Below are 12717 nucleotides of genomic sequence, written 5' to 3' on the forward strand. Positions count from 1 at the left end.
CGCTCAGTGGTGGAAGGACCCGGCCTCTTCCTCGCTCATGGGCACCGTGATCGGGTGCCTGTCGAAGTGCTCGATCGCGGCGCGGTAGTCGTCCATGAGGAGGGATGCCTCATCCCGGCCGAACCCGACGCGCACGAGGATCCGCTGGATCGCGAGATCCTCGCGGTCCGGGGGCATCGTGTAGGCCGGCACCTGCCAGCCGCGGGCTCGCAGCCGGTCGGCGAGGTCGAACAGCGTGAACGGATGCTCGACCCCCTCCTTCAGCTTCCACGACACGGCGGGGATGCCTGCCTGCGGGCTGCCGTCGTTGATGATGTCGAAGTGCTCGAGCTTGCCGATCTCGTCGGCGAGGTACATCGCGGTGTCGTAGCAGGACTGGTGGACCTTGCGGTAGCCCTCTCGTCCGAGTCGCACGAAGTTGTAGTACTGCGCGACGATCTGGCCACCCGGGCGTGAGAAGTTCAGAGCGAAGGTGGGCATGTTGCCGCCGAGATAGTTCACGTCGAAGACGAGCTCTTGAGGCAGGTCCTCGGCGTCGCGCCAGACGATCCAGCCGACGCCGAGCGGAGCGAGCCCGAACTTGTGCCCGGACGTGTTGATCGACTTCACGCGAGGCAGGCGGAAGTCCCACACGATCTCGGGCGCCGTGAACGGCGCGAGGAACCCGCCGCTGGCACCGTCGACGTGGATGGGGACGTCCAGGCCTGTCTCGGCCTGGTGGGCGTCGAGCGCATCGCTCACGGCCTGCACCGGCTCGTACCCGCCCGTGAAGGTCACACCCAGCGTCGGGACCACGCCGATCGTGTTCTCGTCGACCCGCTTCATCACCTGCTCGGGCGTCATCAGGAACCGGTCGCCCTCCATGGGGATCTCGCGAAGCTCGACGTCCCAGTACCGGGCGAACTTGTGCCAGCACACCTGCACCGGGCCGGTGATGATGTTGGGCTTGTCGATGGGCAGCCCCGCCGCGCGGCGGCGCGCGCGCCAGTTCCACAGCAGCGCCATGCCGCCGAGCATCGCCGCCTCGCTGGACCCGGTCGTCGACGTGCCCAGCGTGTTCGCGGCATCCGGCGAGTTCCACAGATCGGCGAGGATGTGCACGCACCGCTCCTCGATCGCGGCAGTCTGGGGATACTCGTCCTTGTCGACCATGTTCTTGTCGAGCGTCTCGGCCATGATGAGCAGGACCTCGGGTTCGAGCCAGGTCTGGCAGAAGGTCGCGAGGTTCTGGCGGGAGTTGCCGTCCATCATCAGTTCGTCCGAGATGACGCGATAGGCGTGCCGCGGCAGCTGTTCACGTTCCGGCATGCGGTACTTCGGCAACGAGTTCGCCAGATCGGATGACGAGTAGATCTCGTCGAGCATCTCGTCACGGATCGAATCGCGCTTGTGCAACATCGCTGGCTCCTGTCCCGGCCGCCCGGTCGGTCTCGCAGAGAGGGGCTGACGCCTCAACGCAGTTCTATCCCGCGGCACGCGGGACGGCATCACCCAGACGGTGTGATTGTGAGTCGGGGCTCAGGCGTCGTCGGCGCGCGGAGTGTCGACGGCGCCGCCGAACCGGCGGTCACGGCCCAGGTACAGATCGATGCCGTGCCACAGATCGGCCCGGGTGAAGTCGGGCCACAGCGTGTCGAGGAACACGAACTCGGCGTAGGCCGACTCCCACAGCAGGAAGTTCGAGGTGCGCTGCTCGCCGCTGGAGCGGAGGAACAGGTCGACGTCCGGCATCCCGGGCTGATAGAGCCGGCGCTGGATCAGTTTCTCCGACACGGCGGACGGCTTGAGCCGCCCGGCCGCGACGTCGTCGGCGATCGAGCGCATGGCATCGACGAGCTCGACGCGGCCGCCGTAGTTGACGCACATCGTGAGCGTCAGCACGTCGTTGCCGGCGGTGAGGCGCTCGGCGAACTGCAGCTCCTTGATCACCGAGCCCCACAGCCGCGGCTTGCGACCGGCCCACTGGATCCGCACGCCCCACTCGTTGAGCTGGTCGCGCCGACGGTGCAGCACATCGCGGTTGTAGCCCATGAGGAAGCGCACCTCGTCGGGCGAGCGAGACCAGTTCTCGGTCGAGAAGGCGTACACCGACAGGTGCTTCACGCCCGCCTGGATCGCTCCGGCGACGACGTCGAGCAGCGCCGCCTCACCCGCCTTGTGCCCTTCGATGCGGGTCAGGCCGCGGCGGTTCGCCCAGCGCCCGTTGCCGTCCATGACGATCGCGACGTGGTTCGGCACGGCGCCCTTCGGATATTCGGGCGGGTACACCCCCGTCCAGTCGAGCGGACGGTACGGCACCGCGTCGCGGTGCGTGTAGGGCTTCGGGGTCACCTGGGGCCTTCCGATGGAGCTGCGGAGACGTGCGAGAGGGAGCGGATGCCGCGCTCCAGATGCCACTGGGCATATGCGGCGATGAGGCCCGACGCTGCCGCCGTCGAACCCGGGGCTGCGGCATCCACCGCCTCCCACTCCCCCGCCATGAGCGACTGCAGCAGCGATACGGTGGCAGCGTCGACGCGCGCCGCACCGACCGGGGCGCAGTCGCGGCACACGATGCCGCCCTGCTGCGCGACGAACGTGTCGTGCGGGCCGGTGCGGCCGCACCGGGCACACTCGCCGAGACCGGGCGCCCAGCCCGACAGCGCCATCGCCCGAAGCAGATACGAGTCCAGGACGCTGCGCGCCGCGTGCTCGCCGCGCGAGAGCGCGCGCAGGCCGCCCACGAGAAGCAGATACTGCTGCGGCGTCGCCTCGGCCTCGTTGAGCCGGTCGGCGGCTTCGACCATCGCGTGGGCGGACGTGTACCGGTCGTAATGCGCGACGATGTCGGCCCCGTAGGACCCGAGCGACTCGGCCTGCTGCACGATGTCGAGCGAGCGCCCTTCGTACAGCTGGACGTCGGCGACCATGAACGGCTCCAGGCGCGCGCCGAACCGCGACGACGTGCGGCGCACGCCCTTGGCGACGGCTCGCACCTTGCCGTGACGACGGCTGAGCATCGTCACGATCCTGTCGGCCTCGCCCAGCTTGTGGGTGCGCAGGACCACGACTTCATCGCGGTAGGTGGGCACCCTGCCATTATCGCCGCACGGGGATCATCGCCGGGTCGGCCCGCCGTCGGGTGCCCCGTACCGCGACAATGGAGGGGTGAACGAGCCGGTCTTCGTGATTCCGCTGTGGGCGGACCTCACCGCCGTCGGCCTCGGCGGCATCCAAGGCGCCCTGTTCGCCTCGGGATTCCGCGGCGAGCGGCGACTCGACATGCTGGGGGTCGCCATCATCGGCGTCGTGGTCGGCATGGGCGGCGGACTCATCCGCGACCTGCTGCTGAACGTCTCGCCGACGACCCTGCAGAGCAACTGGTACCTGCTGACAGCCACCGGCGCGGCGCTGTTCGGCATGCTGCTGGCCGGCGTGTTCCAGCGGCTGAACGCTGTGATCGTCGGCCTCGACGCCCTCGTGATCGGCCTGTTCGGCGCGTTCGGCACGAGCAAGGCGCTCGTCCTCGGGCTGCCGCTGGTACCGGCGGTGTTCGTCGGCGTGTGCTCGGCCGTCGGCGGCGGGATCCTGCGCGACATGATCATGGGACTGCCCGTCGCCATCATGCACGTCGGGTCGCTCTACGCCGTCGCCGCCGGCGTCGGATGCCTCGTCCTCGCGTCCGCCCACGAACTGGGGGTCAACATCGTGGTCGCCGCGATCATCGGCATCGTGGTCACCGCCGTCATCCGCCTGCTCGCGGTCATCTTCGACATCTCGCTGCCCGAGCAGCGCGCGCTCTATCGCCGCAAGGTGGCGGTGGAGACCTCGACGATCCCGATCGTCAAGCCCTGAGGCATCCACCCGAAGAACACCGACGGGTGCGCGCGGGGATCGCCCGCGCACACCCGTCGACGGTCAGCGCTCAGACGCCCGCGAGGGCTTCTGAGCGCTCCCGCGTGCGGATGGCGCGGTTCACGCCCGACACGATCGCCTTGAGCGATGCGGTCGAGATGTCTGAGTCGATGCCGACGCCCCACAGGCGCTCACCGTCGACCTGGAGTTCGATGTAGGCGGCCGCCTGCGCGTCGCCGCCGGCGCTGAGCGCGTGCTCGACGTAGTCGTACAGCGTCACCTCGAAGCCCTGTGCCCGGACGATCTCGAGGAACGCGGCTACCGGGCCGTTGCCCCGGCCCGACTCCTCGCGCCGCTCGTCGCCGTCGCGCAGAGTGATGTCGAGCGCGACATCGCCGGACAGGTCGCTGCGGGTGCTGGTGGCCAGGAGCTCGAAGCGGCCCCAGCGCTCGTCGGCGACCTCGGAGGGCAGGTACTCGTCGGTGAAGATCTTCCAGATCTGGTCGCTCGTGATCTCGCCGCCCTCGGCGTCGGTCTTGGCCTGCACGACGCCCGAGAAGTCGATCTGCAGCTTGCGCGGCAGGTCGAGGGAGTGGTCGGTCTTCAGCAGGTACGCGACGCCGCCCTTGCCGGACTGCGAGTTGACGCGGATGACGGCCTCGTACGAGCGGCCCAGGTCCTTCGGGTCGATGGGCAGGTACGGCACCGCCCACTCGATCTCGTCGACGGTGACGCCGGCCTCGGCCGCGCGCGCCTCCATCGCCTCGAAGCCCTTCTTGATGGCGTCCTGGTGCGAACCGCTGAACGCGGTGAACACCAGGTCGCCGGCCCACGGGCTGCGCTCGTGCACCGGCAGCTGGTTGCAGTACTCGACGGTGCGCTTGATCTGGTCGACGTCGCTGAAGTCGATCTGCGGGTCGATGCCCTGCGTCAGCAGGTTGATGCCCAGTGCGACGAGGTCGACGTTTCCGGTGCGCTCGCCGTTGCCGAACAGGCAGCCCTCGATGCGGTCGGCCCCCGCCATGTAGCCGAGTTCGGCGGCCGCGATCGCCGTGCCGCGGTCGTTGTGCGGGTGCAGCGACAGGATGACGTTCTGGCGGTGGGCGAGACGCCGGCTCATCCACTCGATCGAGTCGGCGTAGACGTTCGGCGTCGCCATCTCGACGGTCGCAGGCAGGTTGATGATGACCTTGCGGTCGGGCGTCGGCTCGAAGATCTCGATGACCTGGTTGCACACGTCCAGCGCGAACTCGAGCTCGGTGCCGGTGTAGCTCTCAGGCGAGTACTCGTAGAAGACCCGGGTCTCGGGGATGCGCTTCTCGAACTCGCGGCACAGGCGCGCGCCCTCGAGGGCGATGTCGATGATGCCCTGCTCGTCGGTGCGGAAGACGACCTCGCGCTGCAGGACGCTCGTCGAGTTGTACAGGTGCACGATCGCCTGCTTGGCACCCGCGATCGCCTCGTACGTGCGCTCGATCAGGTGCTCGCGCGCCTGCGTCAGGACCTGGATCGTGACGTCGTCCGGGATCAGGTCCTCTTCGATCAGCTGGCGCACGAAGTCGAAGTCGGTCTGGCTCGCCGAAGGGAAGCCGACCTCGATCTCTTTGTAGCCCATCTGCACGAGCAGATCGAACATGATGCGCTTGCGCTCGGGGCTCATCGGGTCGATGAGCGCCTGGTTGCCGTCGCGCAGGTCGACGGCGCACCAGCGGGGCGCGACCGTGATGCGCTGGTCGGGCCAGGTGCGGTCGGGCAGATCCACCCGGATCTGCTCGTGGAAGGGCCGGTACTTGTGAACCGGCATGGCCGAGGGCTTCTGGGTGTTCTTCATGATGTCGTCGCTTCTCTTCGTTGTCGCGGCCGCGAAGGGCCAGGCGATGCCTGATGATGCGGGCCAACGAAAAGCTCCGCGACGAGGAAGGCCCTAGAACGAGGTCTCGTCGCGGCGGCTAAGAAGAAGGAGCCCGCCGAAGCGCATGGCCTCAGGGTACACCCGTGATCGACGTGAACGCGAACCGGGACCGGGAAAGGATGCCGCACCCGCCGTTCTGAGACGATCCCGGCGGCGCCGACACATGTGGGATATGAGACGTCTCTCCAGATCGTCCGGCATCGTCGCCGCCGGCGCCTTCGTCCTGCTCGCACTGACCGCGTGCGCGTCCGCCGCGCCCGCCTCCGGCGGTCCGGCCGCATCCGGCGATGCGACCGCATCTCTCGGCGCTGTCACGCCGGCTCCGCCCGAGGGCGAGGTCACCGCGACCGGCACGGTGCTGGAGGTCGGCGGCGCCGCTCAGCTCTGCCTCGGGCCGGTCGCCGAGTCCGCTCCGCCGCAGTGTTCCGGCATCCCCCTCGCGGGCTGGTCCTGGGACGGCGTCGACGGCGCCACGACGTCCGGCGAGACGACGTGGGGCGCGTATGCCGTGCGCGGCACGTACGACGGCGGCACGTTCACCGCGACACGGCCGCCCGTGCAGCTCGCGCTGTACGACCCCATCGCGCTGCCCGACCCGACGGGCGGCGAACCCGGAACCGGCGACGCCGCCACGCTCGCGGCGATCCAGGATGAGCTTCCGGATCGGCTCGGGGACTCATACCTCGGTTCCACGCCGCAGGACGGCTGGCTCTGGGTGGACGTGGTGTGGGACGACGGCACCTGGCAGGACGCCGCGGACGCAGAGTACGGCGACCAGGTCGTCATCATCCGTTCGGCCATCCGCGACATGGACGGCTGAGCGGCCGTCAGAACCCGAGCCGGCCGAGCTGCTTCGGGTCGCGCTGCCACTCCTTGGCGACGCGCACGTGGAGCTTGAGGAACACCTTCGTGCCGAGCAGAGGCTCGATCTGCGCCCGCGCCCGCGTGCCGACATCGCGCAGACGAGAGCCCTTGTGTCCGATGATGATGGCCTTCTGGCTGTCGCGCTCGACGACGATGTTCGCGTAGACGTCGGTGAGGCCGCCGTCTTCGCGTTCGGCGACATCGTCGATCGTGACGGCGATCGAGTGCGGCAGCTCGTCGCGCACCCCCTCCAGCGCGGCCTCGCGGATGATCTCCGCGATGCGGTCCTCGGTCGACTCGTCCGTCACGACATCGTCCGGGTAGAGAGCGGGGCCGACCGGCATGAGCGCCAGCAGCTCATCGCTCAGCACATCGAGCTGATCGCGGGTCAGAGCGGACAGCGGGATCACCGCGGCCCAGTCCTCGCGCAGGCTGTCGACCTCCATGAGGCGCTCGGTGATCTGGTCGCGCGACGCGGCGTCGGTCTTGGTGACGATCGCGACCTTCTTGGCGCGGTTGTAGCCGTCGAGGGACTCGGCGATGCGTCGATCGCCCGGGCCGACCTTCTCGGTCGCCGGCACGCAGAACCCGATGACGTCGACGTCGCCCAGCACCTGTTCGACGAGGTCGTTGAGCCGTTGCCCGAGCAGCGTGCGCGGCTTGTGCAGACCGGGCGTGTCGACGATCACGAGCTGCCCGCCGGGACGGTTCAGGATGCCGCGGATCGCGCGGCGCGTCGTCTGCGGCTTGTCGCTGGTGATGGCGACCTTCTCGCCGACCAGCGCGTTGGTCAGCGTCGACTTGCCGACGTTCGGCCGTCCGACGAACGTGACGAACCCGGAACGCCCTTCGGCAGGCTCCGGGACCGCGGTCCGCGCATCGGGGTCGGGGGTGGACGGGGACTCGCTCATGGCGTCTCCTCTTTCTTCGGCAGCCGGATCTCTCCGGTGCGCGGATTCACGATGCGGATCTCGCCGGTGCGCGGCGACCGGCTCAGATCGGTGGCGGGGTCGCCCCGCTCGACGAACACCGTCGAGATCCCGCGACCTCGACCCCGCGACGCGCCTCCGGTCAGGATCAGGCCCGCGTACTCGGCCGTCGCTCCCGGCTGCGGGACGCGCCCCAGCGCCTTGCCGAGCAGGCCCCCGATCGAGTCGACGTCCTCGTCCTCGAGCTCCAGGCCGAACAGGTCCCCCACCTCGTCGAGACCCAGGCGCGCGCTCACGCGGTAATGGCCGGGCTCCAGCTCGGTGACCTCCTCGGCGCGGGGGTCGTACTCGTCCGAGATGTCGCCGACGAGCTCCTCGATGAGGTCCTCGAGCGTCACGAGCCCCGAGACCCCGCCGTACTCGTCCACCACGAGGCACACGTGCACGGCGTCGCGCTTCATCTGCTGCAGCAGAGTCTCCGCCTTCATCGACTCGGGCACGAAGACCGCCGGTCGCGCGATGCGTGCGATCGGCGCATCCCGCCAGCCGCTCTCGTCACGGAACCCGAACTGCACGAGATCCTTGAGGTAGAGCACGCCCACGACGTCATCTGCGTCGTCGTCGACGATGGGCACGCGGGACACGCCCTTCTCGAGGAAGATCGTCATCGCCTCACGGGTCGAGGTCGAGGCATCCACCGTCACCATGTCGGTGCGCGGCACCATGACGGCGCGCACGAACGTGTCGGTGAAGTCGAAGACCGAGTGGATCAGCTCGCGGTCGTCCTGCTCGATGAGCTCGTTCTCGGCCGCCTCGTCGATGATGCTGAGCAGCTGCTCCTCGGACGCGAACGTCGACCCGCGCGACCCGCCGGGCGTGATGCGCGTCCCCAGGGCGACGAGGCCGTGGGCGAGCGGGCCGAGGATGATCCGCACGCCACGGATCACCGGGGCCGCGCTGCGCAGAAGTCCCTTCGCGTGCAGGCGCCCGACGGTGCGCGGACTGGCGCCCACGACCACGTACGACACGCCGGTCATGAGCACCGCTGCCGCGAGCATGGCCCACCAGATGTTCGAGAAGAGCAGGGTGAAGGCGACGGTGACGAGGACGGCGGCGGTCGTCTCCGCCAGAACGCGGATGAACAGCACCGCGTTGCTGTGCGCCTCGGGGTCGGCGGCGATCCGCTGCAGCGCGGGGGCGTTGCGCCCGCCCGCGCCGAGCTCGGCGAGGTCGGCACGCGAGGTGACGCCCAGCGCGGCGTCGATCGCGACCATGAGCGCGCCGAAGGCGAGCAGCAGCGCCGCGGCGACGAGGAGGAGTGCTGCGGTCATGCGCGCGGTCGTCGGCGTTCGGACGCCTGGAACGACGCGATGAGCTCGCGCTGGAGACCGAACATCTCGCGCTCCTCCTCCGGCTCGGCGTGGTCGAACCCGAGCAGGTGCAGCAGCCCGTGCGTCGTGAGCAGGATGAGCTCGTCGAGCGTCGAGTGCTTCGCCGCGACCGCCTGCGTCTCGGCGACCTGCGGGCACAGCACGATGTCGCCGAGCAGTCCGGCGGGCGTGGGCATGTCCTCGGTGCCGGGGCGCAGTTCGTCCATCGGGAAGCTCAGCACGTCGGTCGGACCGGGCTCGTCCATCCACTGCACGTGCAGCGCCTCCATGGCGCCCTCATCGACGAGCAGGATCGCCACGTCGGCGTCGGGGCTGACGTGCAGCTCCGCGAGGTTGTGCTCCATCAGACGCAGCAGCACCGTCTCGTCGACGGCGATACCGGACTCGTTGCCGATCTCGATGGTCATGAGCGTCCTCGCTTCGGAAGGTGGTCACGGGGGCCGCCGGAGCGCGGGATCCCCGCGCGCCGCTCGGCGCGGTTGGCGAACTCGGATGCCTCGTCACGCTCGCGACGGGCGGCCAGGCGCAGCTCGTCGTACTCGCTGTACGCGTCGACGATGCGGCCCACGAGGCTGTGGCGCACGACGTCGTCGCTGGTGAGGTAGGCGAAGTGGATGTCGTCGATGTCCTTCAGCACACGTGTCACGAGCCGCAGGCCCGACGCGCCCTGTGGCAGGTCCACCTGCGTGATGTCGCCGGTGACGACCATCCGGGTGCCGAAGCCGAGTCGCGTGAGGAACATCTTCATCTGCTCGGGCGTGGTGTTCTGCGCCTCGTCGAGGACGACGAACGAGTTGTTGAGCGTGCGCCCGCGCATATACGCCAGAGGAGCGACCTCGATCGTGCCCGTCGCCATGAGCTTCGGGACGATCTCGGGATCCATCATCTCGTTGAGCGCGTCGTACAGCGGCCGCAGGTACGGGTCGATCTTGTCGGTGAGCGTGCCGGGCAGGAATCCGAGCCGCTCCCCCGCTTCGACCGCCGGACGCGTCAGGATGATCCGCTCGACCTCTTTGCGCTGCAGCGCCTGCACGGCCTTGGCCATCGCCAGGTATGTCTTCCCGGTGCCGGCCGGCCCGATCCCGAACACGATCGTGCTCTCTTCGATGGCGTCGACGTAGGCCTTCTGCCCGAGCGTCTTCGGGCGGATCACACGGCCTCGCGACGAGAGGATCGCCTCGCCCAGCACTTCGGACGGTCGCGGACCGCCGTCGGCGGTCGTGCGCAGGATGCGGTTGGACGACGTCACATCGGACTCGCCGAGCGCGTGCCCCGCTCTGGTCATCGCAAGCAGCTCATCGACGAGAGAGCGCGCCGCGGCGACGGCGTCGGCATCCCCCGTGAGGGTGATCTCGTTGCCGCGCACGTGCACGTCGACGCCGGGGTGCTCCTTCTCGACGACGCGCAGGAGCCGGTCCTGCGGGCCGAGCAGCTGCACCATCGCCACGCCGTCGGCGTAGACCCGGTCGGTGATGGAGTTCTCTGAGGGGTGATCAGGCACCGAGGCTCTTCTCATCGAGTCCGCCTGCCAGCACGTGGGCGTGCACGTGGAAGACGGTCTGGCCCGCGTCGGGGCCGGTGTTGAATACGAGGCGGAAGTCGCCGTCCGACAGCTCGGCGGCGACGGTGTTGGCGAGCCCGACGACCTCGGTCAGCAGTGCCGGATCGGCGGCGGCGAGCTCGACGACGTTGCGGTACTCCTGCGTACGCGGGAACACGAGGACGTGCACGGGCGCCTTCGGAGCGATGTCTTTGATCGCCACCGCGTTCTCGGTCTCCCCGACGAATTCGGCGGGGATCTCGCCGTTCAGAATGCGGGTGAAGATCGAGGGTTCGCTCATGCGCCAAGTCTAGCGACGCGACCCTTCGACAGGCTCAGGGACCGGATGCTGCCTGGTCGGCTCACCAGCGTCCCAGCCGGGTGCTGACCACCGCGAGGGCGGCGGGCCCGGCCGTCGAGGTGCGCAGCACCGTCTCGCCCAATCGCACCAGGCGCGCGCCGGCACCGGCCAGCGCCTCCAGCTCGTCGGGAGCGATCCCGCCTTCGGGCCCCACGACCAGGAGGATGTCGCGCTCACCGGCCGGGTCGAGGTCGATCGCGCTGAGCGCGTCCACAGCGGTCGGCTCCAGGACGAGGACGATGGATGCCGCGGCCCGCTGCGCGAGGAGCGTCGTGGTGACGACGTCCGAGACCTCGGGCAGCCACGCCCGGTGCGCCTGCTTGGCGGCCTCGCGGGCGATCGCCGCCCAGCGCGCCCGGCCCTTGGCGGCCTTCGCCGCATCCCACCGCGAGACGCTGCGCGCGGCCTGCCACGGCACGATCTCGTCGATGCCCAGCTCGGTCGCCGCCTGCACGGCCAGCTCGTCGCGGTCGCCCTTCGCGAGCGCCTGCACCAGCACGACGCGCGGGCTCGGGGCGGCAGCATCCTCTCGCTCCTCGACGGCGACGACCACCTCACGCGGCGCGACCGACGCGACGCGACCGGTCAGCCACGCGCCCCGGCCGTCGCCGAGGGTGACCTCCTCGCCGACGCGCACGCGCCGGACCGTGGCGGCGTGATGCGCCTCGGCACCCGCCAGCGTCACCGTGTCGCCCGGTCCGGCCGCGAGGGGTTCGTCGACGACGAAGTGCAGCGCCATGGATCAGCCGTTCCGGAAGCGATCGCGCAGCTTGGCGAACAGTCCCTGATGGAACTCGGCGAGCTTGGGGGCGGGTGCCTTGGTGCGCTTCGCGAACTCCTCGATGAGGGCGCGCTCCTTGTGGTCCAGCCGCGTCGGGGTGACGACGTGGACCCCCACCTTGAGGTCGCCGCGCTGCGATCCGCGCAGCGGCGTGATGCCTCGGCCCTTGATCGTCAGGATGTCGCCGGCCTGCACCCCGGGACGCACCTCGAGATCGACCGGGCCGTCCAGCGATTCGATGGTGGTGGTCGTGCCGAGGATCGCGTCGGGCATCGACACCTCCAGCGTCGCGAGCAGGTCGTCGCCGTCGCGGCTGAAGACCTCGTGGGGCGTCACCGTCACCTCGATGTAGAGGTCGCCGTTGGGTCCGCCGGCCGGGCCGACCTCGCCCGAGCCCGGCAGCTGCAGGCGCAGGCCGGTCTCGACGCCGGCCGGGATGTCGAGCGACACCGTGCGGCGCGAGCGGACGCGTCCCTGGCCCTGGCACGTGGCGCACGGGTACGGGATGGTCGTGCCGTAGCCCTGGCAGACGTTGCACGGCTGGGTGGTGACGACGTTGCCGAGGAGGCTCCGCACCTGGCGCTGCACGTGACCGGTGCCGTGGCAGATGTCGCACGTGACCGGCGTGGTGCCGGGCTGGCAGCACGAGCCCTCGCAGGTCTCACACGTCACTGCCGTGTCGACCTCGATGTCGCGGTGGACGCCGAACACGACGTCGCCGAGGTCGAGGGTCACCCGGACCAGGGCGTCCTGGCCGCGCTCACGACGCGACCGCGGCCGTCCGCCGCGCGAGCCCCCCGCCGCGCCGAAGAACGTCTCGAAGATGTCACCGAAGCCGCCGAAGCCGCCCGTGCCTCCGCCGAACGGCGAATCGCCCCCGCCCATGTCGTATCGCGCGCGCTGCTCGGGATCGCTCAGGACGTCGTACGCGTGCGTCACGAGCTTGAACTTCTCGGATGCCTCTTCACCCGGGTTCACGTCCGGGTGCAGCTGGCGCGCGAGGCGCCGATAGGCCTTCTTGATCTCGTCGGGGGTGGCGTCGCGTGAGACGCCGAGGACCTCGTAGTGGTCAGCCACTTTCGCCTTCCTGCCGCGGCCGGGCCGC

General features: G+C 69.7%; 13 protein-coding genes. 2 read left to right on the forward strand and 11 right to left on the reverse strand.

Annotated features, from left to right (window positions below; translation table 11 throughout):
- Positions 1-3 precede the first annotated feature (3 nt).
- The 3 genes from IF188_RS05110 to recO form a co-directional block, all read right to left on the reverse strand.
- A complete protein-coding gene (locus IF188_RS05110; protein ID WP_191170691.1) occupies positions 4-1398 on the reverse strand; it encodes a glutamate decarboxylase in 1395 nt (464 codons plus the stop codon).
- Positions 1399-1518: 120 nt separating this feature from the next.
- A complete protein-coding gene (locus IF188_RS05115; protein WP_191170692.1) occupies positions 1519-2331 on the reverse strand; it encodes an isoprenyl transferase in 813 nt (270 codons plus the stop codon).
- On the reverse strand, positions 2328-3071 hold the full coding sequence (gene recO, locus IF188_RS05120; RefSeq protein WP_191170693.1) for a DNA repair protein RecO: 744 nt from the start codon (positions 3069-3071) through the stop codon (positions 2328-2330). The genes IF188_RS05115 and recO overlap by 4 nt, the downstream gene beginning before the upstream one ends.
- Positions 3072-3147: 76 nt before the next feature.
- Here recO and IF188_RS05125 point away from each other — a divergent pair, with 76 nt between their 5' ends.
- Positions 3148-3834: a trimeric intracellular cation channel family protein gene (locus IF188_RS05125; protein WP_191170694.1), complete on the forward strand. Its 687-nt coding sequence runs from the start codon at positions 3148-3150 to the stop codon at positions 3832-3834.
- Between the two features lie 70 nt (positions 3835-3904).
- Here IF188_RS05125 and leuA read toward each other — a convergent pair whose 3' ends face one another.
- On the reverse strand, positions 3905-5665 hold the full coding sequence (gene leuA / locus IF188_RS05130; RefSeq protein WP_191170695.1) for a 2-isopropylmalate synthase: 1761 nt from the start codon (positions 5663-5665) through the stop codon (positions 3905-3907).
- A gap of 253 nt (positions 5666-5918) precedes the next feature.
- Between leuA and IF188_RS05135 the strand changes: the two genes are divergently transcribed.
- A complete protein-coding gene (locus tag IF188_RS05135; RefSeq protein ID WP_191170696.1) occupies positions 5919-6566 on the forward strand; it encodes a hypothetical protein in 648 nt (215 codons plus the stop codon).
- A 7-nt stretch (positions 6567-6573) separates the two neighbouring features.
- Here the strand turns inward: IF188_RS05135 and era are convergent, their stop codons facing one another.
- From era to dnaJ, 7 genes are all read right to left on the reverse strand, one after another.
- On the reverse strand, positions 6574-7521 hold the full coding sequence (gene era / locus IF188_RS05140) for a GTPase Era (RefSeq protein WP_191170697.1): 948 nt from the start codon (positions 7519-7521) through the stop codon (positions 6574-6576).
- A complete protein-coding gene (locus IF188_RS05145; RefSeq protein ID WP_191170698.1) occupies positions 7518-8870 on the reverse strand; it encodes a hemolysin family protein in 1353 nt (450 codons plus the stop codon). The genes era and IF188_RS05145 overlap by 4 nt, the downstream gene beginning before the upstream one ends.
- Entirely contained in the window at positions 8867-9337 is a 471-nt protein-coding gene (gene ybeY, locus IF188_RS05150; RefSeq protein WP_191170699.1) for an rRNA maturation RNase YbeY, read from the reverse strand. Before ybeY ends, IF188_RS05145 begins: the two co-directional genes overlap by 4 nt.
- Positions 9334-10446, reverse strand: coding sequence for a PhoH family protein (locus IF188_RS05155; RefSeq protein ID WP_191170700.1), 1113 nt, complete (start codon positions 10444-10446; stop codon positions 9334-9336). The genes ybeY and IF188_RS05155 overlap by 4 nt, the downstream gene beginning before the upstream one ends.
- Positions 10424-10771: an HIT domain-containing protein gene (locus IF188_RS05160; RefSeq protein ID WP_191170701.1), complete on the reverse strand. Its 348-nt coding sequence runs from the start codon at positions 10769-10771 to the stop codon at positions 10424-10426. The genes IF188_RS05155 and IF188_RS05160 overlap by 23 nt, the downstream gene beginning before the upstream one ends.
- Before the next feature lie 61 nt (positions 10772-10832).
- On the reverse strand, positions 10833-11570 hold the full coding sequence (locus tag IF188_RS05165; protein WP_191170702.1) for a 16S rRNA (uracil(1498)-N(3))-methyltransferase: 738 nt from the start codon (positions 11568-11570) through the stop codon (positions 10833-10835).
- Positions 11571-11573: 3 nt separating this feature from the next.
- Entirely contained in the window at positions 11574-12689 is a 1116-nt protein-coding gene (gene dnaJ, locus IF188_RS05170) for a molecular chaperone DnaJ (RefSeq protein ID WP_191170703.1), read from the reverse strand.
- Positions 12690-12717 lie beyond the last annotated feature (28 nt).

This window comes from Microbacterium helvum, assembly GCF_014779795.1.
Classification (GTDB): Bacteria; Actinomycetota; Actinomycetes; order Actinomycetales; family Microbacteriaceae; genus Microbacterium; species Microbacterium helvum.